Origin of the sequence: Geomonas agri (assembly GCF_020179605.1) — a bacterium.
In the GTDB taxonomy this organism is placed as follows: domain Bacteria; phylum Desulfobacterota; class Desulfuromonadia; order Geobacterales; family Geobacteraceae; genus Geomonas; species Geomonas agri.
This window is the reverse complement of the sequence record NZ_JAINZO010000002.1, coordinates 503,566-520,877: the sequence shown is the minus strand read 5'-3', so window position 1 is coordinate 520,877 and position 17,312 is coordinate 503,566. Positions and strand designations below refer to the sequence as shown.

Annotated in this window: 19 protein-coding genes; 10 read left to right on the top strand and 9 right to left on the bottom strand. The window is 61.0% G+C overall.

Going from position 1 to position 17,312, the window contains the following annotated elements; all coding sequences use genetic code 11:
* Positions 1-108: 108 nt before the first annotated feature.
* From K7R21_RS13765 to K7R21_RS13755, 3 genes are all read right to left on the bottom strand, one after another.
* Positions 109-606 carry a ferritin-like domain-containing protein gene (locus tag K7R21_RS13765; protein WP_224983869.1) on the bottom strand — a complete coding sequence of 166 codons (498 nt, stop codon included), beginning with the start codon at positions 604-606 and terminating at the stop codon, positions 109-111.
* 97 nt (positions 607-703) lie between these two features.
* Positions 704-1,492 (bottom strand): TatD family hydrolase, encoded by a 789-nt coding sequence (locus K7R21_RS13760; protein WP_224983868.1) that lies wholly within the window; start codon positions 1,490-1,492, stop codon positions 704-706.
* 5 nt (positions 1,493-1,497) lie between these two features.
* Complete coding sequence (locus K7R21_RS13755; protein ID WP_224983867.1) at positions 1,498-2,208, bottom strand: PilZ domain-containing protein; 711 nt, start codon at positions 2,206-2,208, stop codon at positions 1,498-1,500.
* Positions 2,209-2,339: 131 nt separating this feature from the next.
* Here K7R21_RS13755 and K7R21_RS13750 point away from each other — a divergent pair, with 131 nt between their 5' ends.
* On the top strand, positions 2,340-3,920 hold the full coding sequence (locus tag K7R21_RS13750; RefSeq protein WP_404813657.1) for a peptide chain release factor 3: 1,581 nt from the start codon (positions 2,340-2,342) through the stop codon (positions 3,918-3,920).
* A gap of 60 nt (positions 3,921-3,980) precedes the next feature.
* Positions 3,981-4,892, top strand: coding sequence for a DMT family transporter (locus K7R21_RS13745; protein WP_224983865.1), 912 nt, complete (start codon positions 3,981-3,983; stop codon positions 4,890-4,892).
* A 124-nt stretch (positions 4,893-5,016) separates the two neighbouring features.
* Here K7R21_RS13745 and K7R21_RS13740 read toward each other — a convergent pair whose 3' ends face one another.
* The 5 genes from K7R21_RS13740 to K7R21_RS13720 all read right to left on the bottom strand — a co-directional run bounded on the left by K7R21_RS13740 (position 5,017) and on the right by K7R21_RS13720 (position 7,782).
* Positions 5,017-5,733: a phosphatase gene (locus K7R21_RS13740; RefSeq protein WP_224983864.1), complete on the bottom strand. Its 717-nt coding sequence runs from the start codon at positions 5,731-5,733 to the stop codon at positions 5,017-5,019.
* 357 nt (positions 5,734-6,090) lie between these two features.
* Entirely contained in the window at positions 6,091-6,366 is a 276-nt protein-coding gene (gene atpE / locus K7R21_RS13735) for an ATP synthase F0 subunit C (RefSeq protein WP_199391134.1), read from the bottom strand.
* 121 nt (positions 6,367-6,487) lie between these two features.
* Complete coding sequence (gene atpB / locus K7R21_RS13730) at positions 6,488-7,177, bottom strand: F0F1 ATP synthase subunit A (RefSeq protein ID WP_216500186.1); 690 nt, start codon at positions 7,175-7,177, stop codon at positions 6,488-6,490.
* Between the two features lie 4 nt (positions 7,178-7,181).
* The gene (locus K7R21_RS13725; RefSeq protein ID WP_224983863.1) at positions 7,182-7,568 is read right to left on the bottom strand and encodes an ATP synthase subunit I; all 387 of its coding nucleotides are present in this window, start codon (positions 7,566-7,568) and stop codon (positions 7,182-7,184) included.
* Positions 7,540-7,782 carry an AtpZ/AtpI family protein gene (locus K7R21_RS13720; protein WP_216508834.1) on the bottom strand — a complete coding sequence of 81 codons (243 nt, stop codon included), beginning with the start codon at positions 7,780-7,782 and terminating at the stop codon, positions 7,540-7,542. Before K7R21_RS13720 ends, K7R21_RS13725 begins: the two co-directional genes overlap by 29 nt.
* A gap of 361 nt (positions 7,783-8,143) precedes the next feature.
* Here K7R21_RS13720 and K7R21_RS13715 point away from each other — a divergent pair, with 361 nt between their 5' ends.
* Both K7R21_RS13715 and K7R21_RS13710 read left to right on the top strand, forming a co-directional pair.
* The gene (locus tag K7R21_RS13715; RefSeq protein WP_224983862.1) at positions 8,144-9,199 is read left to right on the top strand and encodes a GspE/PulE/PilB domain-containing protein; all 1,056 of its coding nucleotides are present in this window, start codon (positions 8,144-8,146) and stop codon (positions 9,197-9,199) included.
* 342 nt (positions 9,200-9,541) lie between these two features.
* Positions 9,542-10,570, top strand: coding sequence for a GspE/PulE/PilB domain-containing protein (locus K7R21_RS13710; RefSeq protein ID WP_224983861.1), 1,029 nt, complete (start codon positions 9,542-9,544; stop codon positions 10,568-10,570).
* 88 nt (positions 10,571-10,658) lie between these two features.
* Here K7R21_RS13710 and hemL read toward each other — a convergent pair whose 3' ends face one another.
* Positions 10,659-11,942, bottom strand: a complete 1,284-nt coding sequence (hemL, locus tag K7R21_RS13705; protein WP_224983860.1) for a glutamate-1-semialdehyde 2,1-aminomutase — start codon at positions 11,940-11,942, stop codon at positions 10,659-10,661.
* Positions 11,943-12,346: 404 nt separating this feature from the next.
* On the opposite strand from hemL, the gene K7R21_RS13700 reads away from it, so the two are divergent.
* Genes K7R21_RS13700 through nuoF form a run of 6 tightly spaced genes read left to right on the top strand, consistent with a single transcriptional unit; the run spans position 12,347 to position 17,307 of the window.
* Positions 12,347-12,703, top strand: a complete 357-nt coding sequence (locus tag K7R21_RS13700) for an NADH-quinone oxidoreductase subunit A (RefSeq protein WP_216508830.1) — start codon at positions 12,347-12,349, stop codon at positions 12,701-12,703.
* The gene (locus K7R21_RS13695; RefSeq protein ID WP_216508829.1) at positions 12,694-13,206 is read left to right on the top strand and encodes an NADH-quinone oxidoreductase subunit B; all 513 of its coding nucleotides are present in this window, start codon (positions 12,694-12,696) and stop codon (positions 13,204-13,206) included. Before K7R21_RS13700 ends, K7R21_RS13695 begins: the two co-directional genes overlap by 10 nt.
* A 33-nt stretch (positions 13,207-13,239) precedes the next feature.
* Positions 13,240-13,725, top strand: coding sequence for an NADH-quinone oxidoreductase subunit C (locus K7R21_RS13690; RefSeq protein ID WP_224983859.1), 486 nt, complete (start codon positions 13,240-13,242; stop codon positions 13,723-13,725).
* A gap of 57 nt (positions 13,726-13,782) precedes the next feature.
* Positions 13,783-14,952 carry an NADH dehydrogenase (quinone) subunit D gene (gene nuoD / locus K7R21_RS13685; protein ID WP_224983858.1) on the top strand — a complete coding sequence of 390 codons (1,170 nt, stop codon included), beginning with the start codon at positions 13,783-13,785 and terminating at the stop codon, positions 14,950-14,952.
* 30 nt (positions 14,953-14,982) lie between these two features.
* Positions 14,983-15,489, top strand: a complete 507-nt coding sequence (gene nuoE / locus K7R21_RS13680) for an NADH-quinone oxidoreductase subunit NuoE (RefSeq protein ID WP_224983857.1) — start codon at positions 14,983-14,985, stop codon at positions 15,487-15,489.
* A 36-nt stretch (positions 15,490-15,525) separates the two neighbouring features.
* Entirely contained in the window at positions 15,526-17,307 is a 1,782-nt protein-coding gene (nuoF, locus tag K7R21_RS13675) for an NADH-quinone oxidoreductase subunit NuoF (protein ID WP_224983856.1), read from the top strand.
* The last annotated feature ends 5 nt before the right edge of the window (positions 17,308-17,312 follow it).

Here is a 17,312-nt window from a genome sequence, read left to right as displayed (position 1 = left end):
TTCACGTTGTAGCTTATCAGCAGTAGCCCGTTCACCGGGTCCACATAACGCCCCTTCCACGGCCACTGCCGCTGCCCACAGACCCGGCGCCCTTCGGGCGCCTTCCCCTTATTCCCTCACGTAAATGTTCTGATCCGAGCTGTGCACCATGGTCATGACACGCATGTACTCATCCTCGATCATGTCATAGTGCCCCTGGGTCTCCTTGATCACCGTCTCGAAGACACGACGCACCAGCGGGTCCACCACGTCCTTCACCAGTATGGTGTAGAAGTCGATACAGGCCTTCTCTTCCTTCAGGGCGATTTCCAGTGCCTTCTGCTCGTGGCTGTCGGCGGCAATCGCCTGTTCCAGCGCCAGGTGGGTTGCCGACTGCTTGTCCGGAGGAGAGGCCAGGTAGCTGTCGATGTCCCCCAGGTCGCCGCCGCGGTAGTGATCGAAGAAGGCGCGCAGATGCCCTGCTTCCTCGTTGGCCAAGAGATCGAACACCTTTTTCGACCTGTCATCCTTGCTCGCCGACCCCGCCCGACGGTAGAAGTCCATGCTCTCCTTCTCGGTCTTGATGGCCAGTTTTAACGCTTCCTGTAGTGTGTATTCCTTGAACATGGCAGTACCTCCGTAACGGTTCAATGGGAATTGCCTGGCAAAGAGTATATCTAAGCCGTCAAGGAGGTCAAATGACTGAAATAGCAATGAAAACAGTCTAATGCGTCGAATGGGATCCCAGGGACGGGTCGAGTTTGAAGAGCCGGACGGCGTTGTTGAAAGTGTGGCGGGCGAGGTCGTCCAGGGGGATTCCCCGGATGTCAGCCACACGTCGGGCGGTGGCCAGCAGATGTGCCGGAACATTGACGCTGCCCCGGTACGGCTCCGGAGCCAGGTCTGGAGCGTCGGTCTCCAGTAGCAACCGCTCCAGCGGAACCGCCTTGGCCACCTCCAGCGGGCGGCGGGCATTGGCGTAGGTGACGGTCCCCGAGAGCGAGATGTGCAGCCCGAGCTTCAGGCAGATCTCCGCCGTTGCCAGGCTCCCGGAAAAGGAGTGCATCACGCCACCGATGCGGCTGACCTCACTCTCGCGCAGTATCGCGATCAGGTCCTCGAAGGCCTTGCGGCAGTGGAGCAGAACCGGCAGCCCGGCCTCCAACGCGACCTGCAACTGAGCCGCGAAGGCCTGCCGCTGCAGTTCCCGTGGAGGGGAGGGGAACTGGTAGTCGAGCCCGATCTCGCCGATGGCGCAGGCGGTGACCGCATGTGTTTTCAGGGTAGCAAGTACCGAGGGGGTGACGAGGTCGGCGTGCATGGGGTGGACGCCGTAAGCGGGGCAGATGCGGGGCTGGCTTGAGCAGAGCGACTGGATGGGCTGCCAACCAGCGGGATGCACCCCCGGCACAAGGAAGCCGGTGATACCGGCAGCCTCCGCCTCGGGGATGAGCGTGCCCAGGTGGGGCAAAAGCTGCGGGTCATCCAGGTGACAGTGGCTGTCAAAAAGCATGGGGATTAGCTGGCGACGCCGGGGTGGTCCTTCAGTTCCTTGATGATCTCGACCTGGCGCTGGAAGATGTACTGGGAAATGCTGAGCTCAGCAGCGCGAGACGGCTCGATCTCGAAGACCAGCCGGAACCCCTCCTCCAGGTTGAACACCTTTAAAAGGGAGGCGGCGACCGAGATGGATCCGGAGGGGAGGCTTAGGGAGAGTTCCCCCTTCTGGCTGACCGGCAGGTTGGGGTCGCGTGCGACGTTGATGGACATCCCTGTTAGCGACATGTCGTGCAAACGGCCGTGTACCGAGTCAAGTTCCGGGGCGGCAAAAGATGCATCGATCGCGGAGCCCAGCTGGACCCGCACCGACATGCGCCGGTCGGCCCGCACCAAGGCGTAGCTCAGGTTGGACAGCACCACCCGCGACTTCTCCACGTTGACGTAGGTCACCGACGCCGCCACGTCCCTGCGGAAGTGGCTGCTTTTCAAAACGGTGAGCTTTTCGTGGGCGATCACCACGGCCTGGATCTGGTTCACCTGCAGTTCCGCATCGTGCTCCTCCACGGTGAGCACCTCGGCACCGTAGCTGACCGGAACTTCGCGGTAGAAATTAAGCAGCCTCAGGTCGTTTTTCAGCTTCCCAGCTTTAATGGCATCCAAGGTCGCGATGATCTCGGCCAGGTCCTGTGTTTCGCCGGTAACTTGGAGGCGCTGATAGATGTCGTTCATGGACGGCCCACCGGAAAAAAATGATTGCCCTTTAGGGGGTTGCTGTGCAATTATGCTTCGTTATCAGATCCGGCGAAGATACCCTCTTCGCCTTTCTTTTGTCCAGATAATTTTAACGGGAGTTCCAGTTGATGCGGTTCAACGAACAAGAAATAGGGAAGCGTCGCACCTTCGCCATCATCAGTCACCCCGACGCCGGTAAGACTACCATAACCGAGAAGCTATTGCTCTTCGGCGGCGCCATTCAGCAGGCCGGCGAGGTCAGGGCCAGGAAGTCGGCGCGCCATGCTACCAGCGACTGGATGGAGATGGAAAAGCAGCGCGGCATCTCGGTAACCTCCTCCGTGATGAAGTTCACCTATCGCGATTTCGAGATCAACCTGCTCGATACTCCCGGTCATAATGACTTTTCGGAAGATACCTACAGAACCTTAACTGCAGTTGACTCTGTTTTGATGGTTATCGACTCGGTGAAGGGCGTCGAGAGCCAGACCAAGAAGCTCCTCGAGGTCTGCCGCCTGCGCCACACGCCGATCATGACCTTCATCAACAAGCTGGACCGCGAGGGGCGCGAGCCGCTCGACCTCCTGGACGACATCGAGAGCACCCTCAACATCCAGTGCGCCCCGATGACCTGGCCCATCGGCATGGGCAAGCGTTTCCGCGGCACCTACCACCTCTACACCAAGGAGATCACCTTCTACGATCCCGAGGCGGATCGCGGGGTAGGGCAGGTCGTCACCGTCAAAGGTCTGGACGATCCCCTGCTTGACGAGCTCCTGGGGAGCCAGGTGGAGGAGCTGCGCAACGACGTCGAACTCCTGGAAGGCGCGGCCCACCCATTCGACGCCGCGGCCTACCTCGCCGGCAAGCAGACGCCGGTCTTCTTCGGTTCGGCCATCAACACCTTCGGGGTGCAGCAGCTTCTGGACTCCTTCGTCGAAAACGCACCCTCTCCGCTGCCGCGCGAAGCGACCACCCGCACCGTCGACCCCTACGAGGAGCCCTTCACCGGCTTCACCTTCAAGATCCAGGCGAACATGGACCCGGCGCACCGCGACCGCATCGCCTTCTTCCGCATCTGCTCGGGCAAGTTCGAGCGCGGCATGAAGGTGAAGCACCTAAGGCTTGGGCGCGAGGTTCAGATCTCCAACGCCACCATCTTCATGGCCCAGGACCGCACCAACGTCGACGAGGCCTACGCCGGCGACATCATCGGCATTCACAACCACGGCACCATCAAGATTGGCGACACCTTCACCCAGGGCGAAGATCTTAAATATACCGGCATCCCAAACTTCGCGCCGGAGCACTTCCGCAAAGTGCGCATCCTGAACCCGCTCAAGTCCAAGTCGCTGGAGAAGGGGCTGGTGCAGCTCGCCGAGGAGGGGACCACCCAGGTGTTCCGTCCGCTCATGGGGGCGGACTGGATAGTCGGCGCGGTCGGCATGCTGCAGTTCGACGTGGTCATGCACCGCCTGGAGCACGAGTACAGCGTCAAGGCCGCCTACGAGCCCGTTTCCTACGTCACTGCGCGCTGGGTCACCGGCGACAGGAAGAAGCTGGACGAGTTCCAGAAGAAAGAGGCCATGAACCTCTACCTGGATGGTGAAGGGAACCTGGCCTACCTGGCCGGGAGCCAGTGGCGCCTGGATAACACCATGGAGAACTGGAAGGATTTGAGCTTCCACGCCACCCGCGAGCACAGCTAGCGCCTCGCGTTCGCTCGTCCGTTCAGTCCGATCGGTCTGACTTAACAGAAAGCCTACCCAATGACCACTGCACCCGAATCCACCGCAGCCGCCCCGGCCACTAAAAACGCCGCGGGTGCTCTGCTCGTTCTTGCCGCCGCCACCCTTTGGGGCTCCTCCGGCACCGCCCAGGCCCTGGCTCCCACCGGTGTCAGCCCCTGGAGCGTCGGCGCGTTTCGACTCCTGGTGGGGGGAGCGGCCCTCATGGTGCTTGCTCTCCTTAAGGGCGGCCTCGGCAAAGGGCGCTGGCCCTTCTGGGGGACCCTTGCCGCGGGTGGTTTCGTTGCCATCTATCAACTTACCTTTTTCACCGCGGTGCACCGGACCGGTGTGGCAGTAGGCACCTTGGTCGCCATCGGCAGTTCCCCGGTTATCGCAGGCATCCTTGGGTTCGTCGTCCGCGGCGAGCGTCCCGGCCGCGCCTGGGGCATCGCCACCGTGCTCGCCCTTGCCGGCTGCAGCCTCCTGGTGACCGGAGGCGGTGGCATCGCCATCGACGTCCTGGGCATTCTGTTGGCACTCGGTGCCGGCACCTCCTATGCCTGCTACACCATGGCCATCAAGGTGCTCCTCCCCGGGCGGACGTCCGAAGCAGTCATGGCGGTCGTCTTTTGCCTGGGCGCTCTCCTGCTCCTGCCGGTGCTCTTCTTTACCGATCTTGGCTGGGTGGTCACGGTACGGGGAACCATGGTGGTCCTGTACCTCGGGGTTGTCATCACAGCCCTGTCATACTGGCTTTTCGCCATGGGGCTGCGTAGCGTCCCCGTGGCCTCCGCCGTCACCCTTTCCTTGGCTGAGCCGCTGGTAGCCGCGTTGCTGGGCATCCTGTTCCTGGGCGAGCGCCTCACCCCTACCGCAATGGCAGGCATCCCGCTTCTCTTTGCCGGCCTCGCCGTCCTCGCCTATTCCATGTCCGGCAAGAGAGCCGTCTAAAAACAAAAGGGGTGCCGGTACCGGCGCCCCTTCTTTATTCCCGCAATGTTACGATCCAGGGAGACTAAGGTGGTTTCCCAGCACTCGCATCATTCCCATTCTTCCCCCAACTCCCATCTTAGCCCTACTCGCTAAACCCCAGGAAATCCAGCAGCCTCTCCCAGGAAGCGTTCACCACCTGTGTCTCTGCAATCCCCGCCTCAGCTGCCAGTTGCAGCGCCTGGTCGAACACCCCGACCCCTTGGCAGATATGGGCGTCACTGCCGATCATCACTCGCGCGCCGATCCTGGCGCACAGGCGGGCGATTTCCCCGCAGTTCTCGTTGCTCCCCTTGCGGCTCACCGCGGCGAGCGATGAGTTGTTCAACTCCAGCGCCGTATCGGTGGCGAGCGCACCCATGACGATCTCCTCGTAGTGGAGCGGGAAGATCGGGTTGCCCGGGTGGGAGATACATTTCACCAGCGGGTTTTCCATGACTGTGAGCAGCGTCTTGGTGTTGCGGTCCCGGTCCTGGCCGCAGATGCCGCAGTCCTCGTGGAAGCCCGCCATGACGTAGTCCAGGCTCTCCAGGACGTCCTGCTCCAGGTCGAGCCGGCCCGTGTGGTCGAGGATGTTGGCCTCGATGCCGCGGAAGATCCTGACACCGGCGATGGTGGCGGGGACGAAGCGCATGGCGCAGAAATGGTACCGGTGCGGTCCGCCGGGTAATCCCGGGCCGTGGTCGGTGATGCCCAGCCCGCGCAGACCCGCCTGTGCGGCCGCGTTGGCCAGTTCGTTGATGGTGGAGTAAGCGTGCCCCGAGGCGAGGGTGTGAGTATGCATGTCGGCTATGATTTTCATGGCCTGGACTATTTCATAGCGGAAAGTAAATGTCAACAGGGGGGCGTGCGGCAGATTCTATGTCCCATACCCTTGCCCGTTGGGAGAGGGTGGCCGAAGGCCGGGTGAGGGATATGCCACGAAGTGAGGATAGTGCAGACAACGTTGCCCTCACCCCTGCCCCTCTCCCGGAGGGCGAGGGGGTGGACCGGCAGATATGCCACAAAGTGCGTATGGTACAGACTCACCCCTGCCCGCGAACCAGCGCCCCCCCTTTTGCGAAGGGGGGACAGGGGGGATTTGCTTCTAAAGCTGCAAGCACAAAAAAAGGGGCGTACCGCAAGGTACGCCCCTTTTCTCGTTTCCAGAAGAAACTAATTACTTCGCAACAGCCTTGATAGCGGACATTGCAACTTCTTTGTACGGGTTAGCGAAGAGGATGATGAGGCAAACAACGAGGGCGTAGATTGCCAGGGACTCGATCATCGCCAGACCGATCATCATGGTGGTGAGGATTTTGCCGGAAGCGCCCGGGTTACGGGAAACGCCTTCAACTGCGCTCTTAACTGCGAGACCCTGGCCGATGCCGGTGCCGAGGGTGCCGAGAGCCATGCCGATGCCTGCTGCGAGTACACACATAGTAAAGAATTCCATTTGTTTCTCCTTTGCTGCGTATTTTTCCTAAATAGTATAGGAATTAAAAGTCGAGATTGAGATAAAGATTAGGGCCAAGTAGAGGCTTTTCTAAACCTCAATCTTAGTCTTAATCTGCTTCTTAGTGCGCGTGCTCGAGCGAACCCTGGATGTAGATCATGGCCAGGAGCATGAACACGAAGGCCTGGATGAAGGAAACCAGCACGCCCATCAGCATCATCGGCAGCGGCACCATGAACGGGGCCAGGCCGAAGAAGATGATGAGGACCAGTTCGTGGCCGTTCATATTGCCGAAGAGACGCAGGGTCAGCGAGATCACGCGGCTCAGGTGGCCGATCACCTCGATGAAGAACATCATCGGAGCGAGCCAGGCGATGGGACCCAGGAAGTGCTTGATGTAGCCGGCGCCGTGCTCCTTCACGCCCACGATGTGGGTAGTGATGAAGACAACGACTGCGCAGGCCGCGGTGGTGTTGATGTTTGCGGTCGGCGGGAAGAAGCCCGGGACCAGGCCGATCAGGTTGGAAACCAGGATGAACAGTGCCAGGGTCGCCACCAGCGGGAAGAACGGACGGCCGTGCTCGCCCATGGTCTCTACCAGCATGTTCTCGATGCCGCCCACGATGACTTCCATGAAGTTCTGCGCGCCAGACGGAACGGCCTGCAGCCTCTTGGTGGCCACGATGGAAAACAGCACCAGGCCGATCATGATCAGCCAGGTATAAACGACGGCGTCAGCGCTGGCCTCGGAAAAACCGAGGGGGTGCAGCAACTCACGGAAAAACTGAAGGAATAAAAAGGGATGAACCATGCAGCTAGCCTCCTTTACGGGTCGACAGATATATCGAAAATGCGATTATGTTGAGAACGAGGACCGAGAGCCCGATTATCAGGCCAAAGACGTCGGCCTTGAAGACTACGATCAACAGGTACAAAAAGGCCGCCATGATGGCGAGCCGTAATACGTAGCGCAGTATGGCGAAGCGAGAAGCGTTGCGCGGCTGCATCCTGAGCGCTGCTTCCAGCCCGGCCCGGATCCAGAAGAAGTTGGCCAGGGCCAATAATCCCCCGACGAAGAGCGAGCCGCCGAATCGTGGGGAGATGAGGAGCGCACCCGCCGCGCCGAGTACCACACTCAGCAGCAGGCTCCCCCGGACCAGCCAGGAGAAGATGTTACTCTCGTTTATCCTTGTCTCCGCCATCGCGCAGTTCTTTGCCCGCTAATATGAAGATGTTGCGGAAGCCTGCCGCAATGCCGAAGAAGAGGAAGATGAAGAAAAACCACGGATCAGTTCCGAGCCAATGGTCCAGTTTCAAGCCCACGAACACGCCGATGGCAATCGCCACCGCGAAGGAGATCCCCATGGTGGAGATCATGCCCAGGGTCCTGAGCAGGTTCTTTTTTTCCTCATCCATAACTGTGTGTCCTCTTTCCCGTATACAAACCACGGGTAGAAAACCAAGGCTAAATAGCACGTCCCTGGTGCTAATGTCAATTAATTTCCAAGGTTCGGCTCAACAAAAATAACGATTTATCGCGGCATCCCGTGTCCCCTGCCTGCTTTGCCTTGCCCGCTTCTGCCATTGTAACAGTACGCCGGTGGCGCTGCCAACAAGGCCCGATCGCTGTTTGACCCGGCTCAACCAGATACACTTTTTACCCGGCCCTGCAGAAGTTGGTTGCGTCATCAGTCAGCGTTAAGTAGAATACGCCAATTTTACTGTTCCAGTTGCGAGGTTTTCTGAACACGAGACGCTGTGCTCAAGGAGGTAAGCGATGTCGGTAAAGCTTGGCGAGATGTTGCTCAAGGTGGGGGCGCTTACCAAGGCTCAACTGGACCAGGTGCTGCAAGCCCAGGTCATCTACGGCGGCAGGATCGGCACCAACCTGGTGGAGATGGGACTGGTTACCGAGGAGGAGCTGGCCCACGTGCTGAGCGAGCAGATGGGCGCACCCTGCGTGGAACCGGCGGAGCTGTCCGCCATCCCGGACCAGGTGCTGCGTCTCGTACCGCTCGAGCTGATCAAGCGCTACCGGGTGGTGCCGCTGGCCGTCGAAGGAAAGCGGCTCTCGCTTGCCATGACCAACCCGCACGACTTCAAGGCGCTGGACGAGATCGGATTCGTAACCGGTATGGTCATCAAGCCCAGGATCTGCCCCGAGGTCAGGTTGAACCTTGCCCTCGAGAGGTTCTACCGCATCACCCGTCCCGCCCGTTTCATCCAGGTAGAAGGCGGGCTCCGGACCCGTTTCGAAGGGGGCACCCAGGGCGAGGCTAGCCCTGCGTATAATCCACTGGAAAGCCGGCATATCGCGCCGGCCGGTGAGCCCGTCTTTGCCGACCACTTAACCGTCAAGGACCTGGCCGGCATGATGTCCAGCGCCGGCAGCGAGAAAGAGGTGGTACAGGCCCTTATCTCCTATATCTCCGGAGAGTTCGACCGTGGCGGTTTCCTGCGTCTGAAGTCAGGCATGGCGGTCGGGGTCCAGGCTGTCGCCGACGGCCTGGACGTGGAGAGTTTCGCGGGGTTCCAGGCCGAGATCGACAAGATGACCCATCTACAGCGCATGGTGCAGGATAAGGGACTGGTGATCTGCGAGTTTGCCGTCGGTGACGCCGAAGGGACCCTGGTCCGGGCCATGGGCGGCAAGCTCCCCGCGTCGGCGCTGCTCCTTCCCGTCTCGCTCGGGGGGCACGTGGTCGGCGCCATTTGCGCCAGTGACAGCAAGGGCAGGCTCGGCGGCGGCGCCTTCGAGTTGCAGCGTGTAGGTGTCATGGCCGAGCTCAGCCTGGAGATGCTCTCCCTGCGCCGGAAGATCCAGAGCGCGTAAGGCTCGTCCACCTCGCCGGGTGCATCCCGGTAGAAAGAATATTTAAACGACGTGGGGCGTCACCGAAACAGGTGACGCCCCTTTTCTTTGCCCCATCTGCGAAATAGCACCCGTCGAGTATGTTGCCACGGCCGATCGCACGTGCCCCAGCGTCCCCCCCCCTTACGAAAGGGGGGCCGGGGGGGGATTTGCCTTTGCTTCCCGTCTTTCAACTGCCATGCGTTGCGCCCTCAGGCTGACCCTGTAGAATAATTGGCGTTGTCTAATCTGAACTTCCGAACGTCATCCTACTAACCCCTGTCACCGCACCGCTGGTGCGGCGCCGTGCGGAGGAGGTGTGACATGGCGGCACGCCTTGGCGAGATGTTGATGAAGATAGGTGCGTTGAACGCTTCCCAGCTGGAACAGGTGCTGAACGCGCAGGCGATCTACGGCGGCAGGCTGGGAACCAACCTGGTGGAGATGGGGCTGGTGGAAGAGGATCAGCTGGCGCGGGTCTTGAGCGAGCAGCTCGGAGTCCCCTGTGTCGATCACGATCTGCTGGCTGCCGTCCCTAAAAGCGTGCTGGAACTACTGCCGCTTGACCTGGTGGAGCGCTACCGCGTGCTGCCGGTGGCGCTGGACGGCAAACGCCTCGTCATCGCCATGTCCGATCCCTCTGACTTCAAGGCCATCGACGAGATCGGGTTCATCACCGGTATGGTGATCATCCCGCGGATCTGCTCGGAACTGCGCCTGACCCTGGCGCTGGAACGCAGCTACGGCATCAAGCGTCCGGTGCGCTACATCCCGGTGCAGGGCGGGGTCCGCTCCAAGTTCGCTCCACCGGACCTGAAGCCTGCTGTGCTGGACGCCGACGGCAGCGACGAAGCTTGGCCCCCGGAGCGCGTCCCCCTCTCGGAACTGGCCGATCGGCTGGCGGCGGCCTCTTCCGAGCCGGAAGCGGTCCAGGCGCTGCTTTGCTACGTCGCCGGTGAGTTCGATCGCGGTGCGCTGGTCCGCCTGAAGAACGGGCAACTGGTCGGCGTGCAGGCGGTGGCCGCGGGGGAACCGGTGCCGGGCTTCAGCGGCTGCGCTCTTTCCCTGGAGCAGGCCTCACAATTGCGGCGCGTGGTGCAGGAGCGCGGCATGTTCCTCGGAGAGGTCTCGTCCGGAGCGGAGGGGGAGCTGCTGCAGGCCATGGGTGGAGAGTTGCCGGCGCCAGCACTCCTGGTCCCCTTGACGCTCGGGGGGCAGGTCGCCGCGGTGATCTGCGCGCACGACAGCCACGGGCGGCTCGGGGGCGGTGCCTTTGAGTTGCAGCGAGTCGCCGTGATGGCGGAACTAAGCCTGGAGATGATCGCGCTACGGCGGAGGCTCATCTCGGTCTAGGCTTCCTCTCCCCGGCACCAGCCATGAAAAAAGGCGCCCGCGGTAAACGCGGGCGCCTTTTTGTTTGCGTGAAGCGGAAAAGGTTGGCCTAGAGGGCCTTGAAGCACTTGGCTGCGGCGGTGATGGTCTTCTCCAGGTCCTTCTCGGTGTGGGACGCGCCGACGAAAGCGGTCTCGAACTGCGAGCAGGCCAGGTAGACGCCTTCTTCGAGCATGCCGCGGAAGTAGGTGGCGAAGGCCTTGGTGTCGCACTTAGCGGCGCTGTCCCAGTTGGTCACCGGATCCTTGGAGAAGAAGCCGCAGAACATGGAGCCGACGCGGGTGGAGTAGAGCGGGAAGCCGGCGTCCTTGGCGGCCTTGGCGATCCCTTCGGCCACGAACTTGCTCTTCTCCTCCAGCTTCTCATAGAAGCCCGGCTCCTGCAGCAGTTTCAGGGTCTCGATGCCGGCGGTCATGGCCAGCGGGTTGCCGGAGAGGGTGCCGGCCTGGTAGACGCCGCCCGCCGGGGAGAGCTGGGACATGATTTCCTTCTTGCCGCCAAAGGCGCCCACCGGCAGGCCGCCGCCGATGATCTTGCCCAGGGTGGTGAGGTCCGGGGTGATGCCGAAACGCTCCTGGGCCCCGCCGTAGGCGACCCTGAAGCCGGACATGACCTCGTCGAAAATGAGCACGATCCCTTCCTCGGTGCAGATCTCGCGCAGTCCTTCCAGGAAACCTTCCTGCGGCGGCACGGTACCCATGTTGCCCGCTACCGGCTCGACGATGACGCAGGCGATGGTCCCCTTGTTGGCGGCCACCAGCGCGCGCACGGAGTCGAGGTCGTTGTAGGTCGCGGTCAGGGTGTGCTTGGCGAGGTCGGCCGGAACGCCCGGGGAGTCGGGCACGCCGAAGGTGGCGAGACCGGAACCGGCTTTGACCAGCAGGGAATCGGAGTGGCCGTGGTAGCAGCCGGAGAACTTCAGGATGTTGTCACGGCCGGTGTAGCCGCGGGAAAGACGGATGGCGCTCATGGTCGCCTCGGTCCCGGAGCTCACCATGCGCACCATCTCGATGGAGGGGACCGCCTTGATGACCATCTCGGCCAGGGTGATCTCCAGTTCGGTGGGCGCGCCGAAGGAGGCGCCGCTCTCGGCGGCCTTCTTGATCGCCTCGACCACCTTCGGGTGGCAGTGACCCACGATCATCGGACCCCAGGAGCCCACGTAGTCGATGTAGCCGTTGCCGTCCTCGTCGAAGATCATCGGGCCGGCAGCGCTCTTTATGAACAGCGGATCGGAGCCTACCGAGCGGAAGGCACGCACGGGGGAGTTGACCCCGCCGGGGATAGATTTGAGCGCCTGCTGAAAGAGTTGCGACGAACGGCTGTTTTGCATGACTGGGTTCTCCTAACTGGCTGGAAATTATTAACTATCGGGCTCTCTGGTAGCATAGCCGCGGATAATCTGTCAAGGATTAAAAAATTTTCTCGTATACGGCCGAAGGGGGTGGGAAGGGTGCCAGCGGGGGGAAGGCCTAAGGGTGTAATACAATTTGAGAAAAAGTATACGTGGTTCTGTAAACGGTTCGGAGATAATTGGATAATTTCTGCTTGACAAAGATGGTGAAATGAAATAATTTTCGGTCGCAATGTTGTATACAGTATACTTTTTCGAAGGCGCAGCGCTTGCTAAGTATCGGAAGCAGCGGGGCTAGTTGGTCGAGAAGCGTGCAGTATACGGCATTTCCGCGTGTTTGGAAAGAAATTAACAACAAACCTGGTGGTACGGGAGGATAAGGGATGCTTGGTGCATATCTGCCAATCTTGGTGCTGGTCGTCATAGCGTGCTTGTTCGGTCTGGGGTCGGTGGTCTTTTCATCGCTCATCGGCCAGAAGAAGCCGTCTCAGGTAAAGCTTGCACCTTACGAGTGCGGTTGCGAGCCGGTGGGTAGCGCACGCGAGCGCTTCTCGATCAAGTTCTACCTGATCGCGATGCTCTTCATCCTGTTCGATATCGAGGCCGTCTTCATGTACCCCTGGGCCGTCCTGTTCAAGCGCCTGGGCATGTTCGGCCTGGTCGAGATGGGTCTGTTCATCGTCATACTCTTCGTAGGCTACATCTACGTTTGGAAAAAAGGAGCACTGGAATGGGAGTAACTCAGCCGCTGGGCGACAACATCATCACGACTTCCCTGGACAGCCTGGTTAACTGGGCTCGGAAGTCCTCCATCTGGCCGATGACCTTTGGTCTTGCCTGCTGCGCGATCGAGATGATGGCGACCGGTGCGGCCAAGCACGACCTGGACCGTTTCGGTATCATCTTCCGCGCCTCCCCGCGTCAGTCCGACTGCATCATCATCGCCGGCACCGTGACCAAGAAGATGCTCCCGGTCATCAAGACCGTGTACGAGCAGATGCCGGAACCGAAGTGGGTGGTCGCCATGGGCGCCTGCGCCTGCTCGGGCGGCATCTTCGACACCTACTCCGTCGTGCAGGGTATTGACGAGGCCCTCCCGGTGGATGTCTACATCCCGGGGTGTCCGCCGCGTCCGGAGGCCCTTCTCTACGGCCTCATGAAACTCCAGGACAAGATCGCCAACGAGAAGAACTCCTTCGGTTCTTCCATCGGCTTGGGCGAAAGACTCGAACCCGCCGCGTAATCTACAACGACCAAAGGGAAAGGTAAGGCTGACATGGCAGAAAATAATCGCGCTGTAGTGAAGCTGAAAGAGCGTTTCGCGGATGCCCTGCTCGAATACAAGGAGCATCGCGGCGAGGTGACGGTGACCGTGAAGAAGGAGAGCATCCTCGAGGTACTCAAGTACCTGAGGGACGACCTGCGCTACAACTTCTTGTCCGACGTTACCGCCGTTGACTATCTGGGTCAGGAGCCGCGTTTCATGGTGGTTTACCACCTCCTCTCCATCCCCAACAAGGATCGGGTCAGGGTCAAGGCGCCGGTGACCGAGGCGGACTGCTCCATCGATTCCGCCGCCGTCCTGTGGAACTCCGCCAACTGGCTGGAGCGCGAGGCGTACGACCTGTTCGGCATCAACTTCAAGAACCACCCGAACCTGGTGCGCATCTTGATGACCGATGACTGGGTCGGGCACCCGCTCAGGAAGGATTACCCCCTCCAGGGACCCGACCGCGAGCCGTACAAGGGGCGTCTGTCGTAAGACGGATCCAGTTCGAAACCAGGGACGATTTTCATTTCCAAAAAATAGAGGCGATCAATGGCTAGTGAAATAATGACTTTGAACATGGGGCCCCAGCACCCCAGTACCCACGGCGTTCTCAGGCTCGTAGTAGAGCTGGACGGCGAGGTGATTCAGAAGATCACCCCTCACATCGGTTACCTGCACCGGGGCATCGAGAAGCTTGCCGAGCACCGTACTTACCACCAGACCCTGCCCCTCACGGACCGCATGGACTACCTGGCCCCGATGCACAACAACCTGGGCTACGTGCTGGCGGTAGAGAAGCTCCTGGGACTGGACGTTCCCGAGCGCGCCAAGCTGGTGCGTATCATCATGGCCGAGCTCACCCGTCTTAAGAGCCACCTGGTCTGGATCGCCTGCCACGCCCTCGACATCGGCGCCATGACCGTGTTCCTCTACGCGTTCCGCGAGCGCGAACTGGTGATGGACCTCTACGAGATGGTTTCCGGCGCCAGGATGACCTCCAACTACTTCCGCGTGGGCGGCCTGTCCCGCGACCTCCCGGCCGGCTTCGAGCAGAAGGTCCAGGAGATCGTCGACACCTTCCCGGGTCACTTCGACACCTACGAGGGGCTCCTCACCAAGAACACCATCTGGCTGCAGAGGACCATCGGTAACGGTGTCATCTCTGCAGAGGACGCCATCGACTTCGGTATCTCCGGCCCGGCCCTCAGGGGTTCCGGCGTCGACTTCGACTTGAGGCGCGACCTCCCCTACTCCGGCTACGAGGACTTCGACTTCAAGGTGCCGGTCGGCGAGAACTGCGACACCTTCGACCGCTATAAGGTCCGTCTGGTAGAGATGCGCGAAGCCGTCAAGATCATCGACCAGGCCCTGAAGAAGCTCAAGCCCGGACCGATCCTGGCCGACGCGCCGCAGGTCTGCTACCCGCCCAAGGAGAGCGTCTACAACTCCATCGAGGGGCTGATCCACCACTTCAAGATCGCTTCCGAGGGCTTCCCCGTCCCCGAGGGCGAGGTTTACATGGCCGTCGAGAACCCGAAAGGGGAGCTTGGCTACTACATCGTGTCGGACGGCGGCAACATGCCGTACCGCATGAGGGTCCGCCCGCCGTCATTCGTGAACCTGGGCGCCATCGAGAAGATGGCCAAGGGCTCCATGCTGGCCGACCTGGTTGCCGTCATCGGAACGCTGGACATCGTACTTGGCGAAATCGACCGTTAGTTTAATCAACAAGTAAAGGAGATGGGGTAAATGTCTAACGCTCCAGCCGAAGAAATTGCGGCCGAAGAAATCGATTTAACCGAGGCCAACGAAATCATCGACAAGTACCTGACACTGCCGGGCAACCTCATGCCGGTTCTGCAGGGGATCCAGGACGCCTACGGGTTTGTCCCGAAACCGACCATCGACCTGGTCGCCGAGCGCCTGAACGTCTACCCGAGCCAGATCTACGGCGTGCTCACCTTCTACGCCCAGTTCCACCTGAAGCCGCGTGGCAAGTTCATCATCAGGGTCTGCGTCGGTACCGCCTGCCACGTACAGGGTGCGGAGCGCATCACCGAGACCTTCTTCGGGCGCCTGGGCATCGGGCACGCGGAGACCACCGAGGACCTGCGCTACACCTTCGAGAAGGTGGCCTGCCTGGGCGCCTGTGGTATGGCCCCGCTGGCAATGGTGAACGACGACACCTACGGCAAGATGACGGTCCAGAAGGTGGACGAGATCATTGAAACCTACAACGCACGGCCGATGAAGTAGCCGAGACGTCAATTTCTCAGCAGGGGACCTTTTGTCATGAGCGATAACGCAGGAATCAAAATACTTATCTGTCAGGGTACCGGCGGTATCTCGGCCGGCGCCAAGCAGGTCGAGGCCGAGTTCACCAGGCTGATCGCCGAGAAGGGGATCGTGGCCCAGGTCGGCAAGCGCTGCGACGTCGTCAAAACCGGCTGCCGCGGCCTGTGCGCCAACGACGTGCTCGTCGACGTCATCACCCCTGAATTGGGTCGGATCACCTACGATTTCGTGGTACCCGAGGACGTAGCTGCCATCCTGGACCAGCACATCGTCGCCAACGAAGTCATTGAGAAGAAAAAGGCGAAGGCGTACTACAACACCTTCGTCGACCAGCAGATGCGTGTGGTCATGACCGGCTGCGGCCAGATCGACCCGGAGCGCCTGGACGCCTACCTCGAGGAGGACGGCTTCAAGGCCATCGAGAAGTGCGTCAAGGAGATGAAGCCTGCCGAGGTCATCGACGAGGTGAAGAAGTCGGGCCTGCGTGGCCGTGGGGGCGGGGGCTTCCCGACCGGCATGAAGTGGAGCTTCTGCGCCGCTTCCCCGGGCAACCACAAATACCTCATCTGCAACGCCGACGAGGGCGACCCGGGCGCGTTCATGGACCGCTCCATCCTCGAAGGCGACCCGTACTGCGTCATCGAGGGTATGATGATCGCGGCCTACGCCATCGGCTGCGACGCGGGCTACGTCTACGTCCGCGCCGAGTACCCGCTGGCCATCGACCGCCTCCAGAAGGCGCTCGACACCTGCTACGAGAAGGGGTACCTGGGCAAGAACATCCAGGGTTGGGGCTTCGACTTCGACATGAGGATCAAGAAGGGCGCCGGCGCCTTCGTCTGCGGCGAAGAGACGGCTCTCATGGCCTCCATCGAGGGCGAGCGCGGCATGCCGCGTCCCCGTCCGCCGTTCCCGGCGGTCAAGGGCCTCTGGGGCTTCCCGACCAACATCAACAACGTTGAAACCTTCGCCAACGTGCGCCACATCATCAACAAGGGCTCCGACTGGTACGCATCCCTGGGCACCGACACCACCAAGGGGACCAAGATCTTCGCGGTCACCGGCAAGGTGAAGCACACCGGTCTGGTCGAGGTTCCGGCCGGTATGTCCGTGCGCGACGTTATCTACCAGGTCTGCGGCGGCATCGCCAACAACCGCAAGTTCAAGGCGGTCCAGGCAGGCGGCCCCTCCGGCGGCTGCATCCCGGCCGAGGTGCTCGACACCCCGGTCGACTACGACTCGCTGATCAAGGCGGGCGCCATGATGGGTTCCGGCGGTCTGGTCGTCATGGACGAGACCACCTGCATGGTCGACGTAGCCCGCTTCTTCCTGACCTTCACCAAGATGGAGTCCTGCGGCAAGTGCGTTCCCTGCCGTATCGGCCTTAAGGCGATGCTCGACATCCTGGAGCGCATCACCGAAGGTCGCGGCGAGATGAGCGACATCGACACCCTGCTGGAAATGGGCGCCACCATCAAGAAGGCATCCCTGTGCGGTCTGGGCCAGACGGCCCCGAACCCGATCCTCTCCACCGTGAAGTACTTCCGTCACGAGTACGAGGCGCACATCCAGGACAAGCGCTGCCCCTCCAACTCCTGCAAGGAGCTGCTCCTGTGGCAGGTGGTCCCCGAGAAATGCGTCAAGTGCGGCGCCTGTCTGCGGGCCTGCCCGTCCAACGCGATCAAGTGGGAGAAGGGCGAGGTCGCCGAGCTGATCAAGGAAAACTGCACTAAGTGCAAGTCCTGCTACGACGCCTGCCGCTTCATGGCCATTGAATAAAACGG

Bases quoted from the DNA above. Each gene is read 5' to 3' on its own strand.
- K7R21_RS13765 (WP_224983869.1), bottom strand. From the start codon at position 606: ATGTTCAAGGAATACACACTACAGGAAGCGTTAAAACTGGCCATCAAG.
- K7R21_RS13760 (WP_224983868.1), bottom strand. From the start codon at position 1,492: ATGCTTTTTGACAGCCACTGTCACCTGGATGACCCGCAGCTTTTGCCC.
- K7R21_RS13755 (WP_224983867.1), bottom strand. From the start codon at position 2,208: ATGAACGACATCTATCAGCGCCTCCAAGTTACCGGCGAAACACAGGAC.
- K7R21_RS13750 (WP_404813657.1), top strand. From the start codon at position 2,340: ATGCGGTTCAACGAACAAGAAATAGGGAAGCGTCGCACCTTCGCCATC.
- K7R21_RS13745 (WP_224983865.1), top strand. From the start codon at position 3,981: ATGACCACTGCACCCGAATCCACCGCAGCCGCCCCGGCCACTAAAAAC.
- K7R21_RS13740 (WP_224983864.1), bottom strand. From the start codon at position 5,733: ATGAAAATCATAGCCGACATGCATACTCACACCCTCGCCTCGGGGCAC.
- atpE (WP_199391134.1), bottom strand. From the start codon at position 6,366: ATGGAATTCTTTACTATGTGTGTACTCGCAGCAGGCATCGGCATGGCT.
- atpB (WP_216500186.1), bottom strand. From the start codon at position 7,177: ATGGTTCATCCCTTTTTATTCCTTCAGTTTTTCCGTGAGTTGCTGCAC.
- K7R21_RS13725 (WP_224983863.1), bottom strand. From the start codon at position 7,568: ATGGCGGAGACAAGGATAAACGAGAGTAACATCTTCTCCTGGCTGGTC.
- K7R21_RS13720 (WP_216508834.1), bottom strand. From the start codon at position 7,782: ATGGATGAGGAAAAAAAGAACCTGCTCAGGACCCTGGGCATGATCTCC.
- K7R21_RS13715 (WP_224983862.1), top strand. From the start codon at position 8,144: ATGTCGGTAAAGCTTGGCGAGATGTTGCTCAAGGTGGGGGCGCTTACC.
- K7R21_RS13710 (WP_224983861.1), top strand. From the start codon at position 9,542: ATGGCGGCACGCCTTGGCGAGATGTTGATGAAGATAGGTGCGTTGAAC.
- hemL (WP_224983860.1), bottom strand. From the start codon at position 11,942: ATGCAAAACAGCCGTTCGTCGCAACTCTTTCAGCAGGCGCTCAAATCT.
- K7R21_RS13700 (WP_216508830.1), top strand. From the start codon at position 12,347: ATGCTTGGTGCATATCTGCCAATCTTGGTGCTGGTCGTCATAGCGTGC.
- K7R21_RS13695 (WP_216508829.1), top strand. From the start codon at position 12,694: ATGGGAGTAACTCAGCCGCTGGGCGACAACATCATCACGACTTCCCTG.
- K7R21_RS13690 (WP_224983859.1), top strand. From the start codon at position 13,240: ATGGCAGAAAATAATCGCGCTGTAGTGAAGCTGAAAGAGCGTTTCGCG.
- nuoD (WP_224983858.1), top strand. From the start codon at position 13,783: ATGGCTAGTGAAATAATGACTTTGAACATGGGGCCCCAGCACCCCAGT.
- nuoE (WP_224983857.1), top strand. From the start codon at position 14,983: ATGTCTAACGCTCCAGCCGAAGAAATTGCGGCCGAAGAAATCGATTTA.
- nuoF (WP_224983856.1), top strand. From the start codon at position 15,526: ATGAGCGATAACGCAGGAATCAAAATACTTATCTGTCAGGGTACCGGC.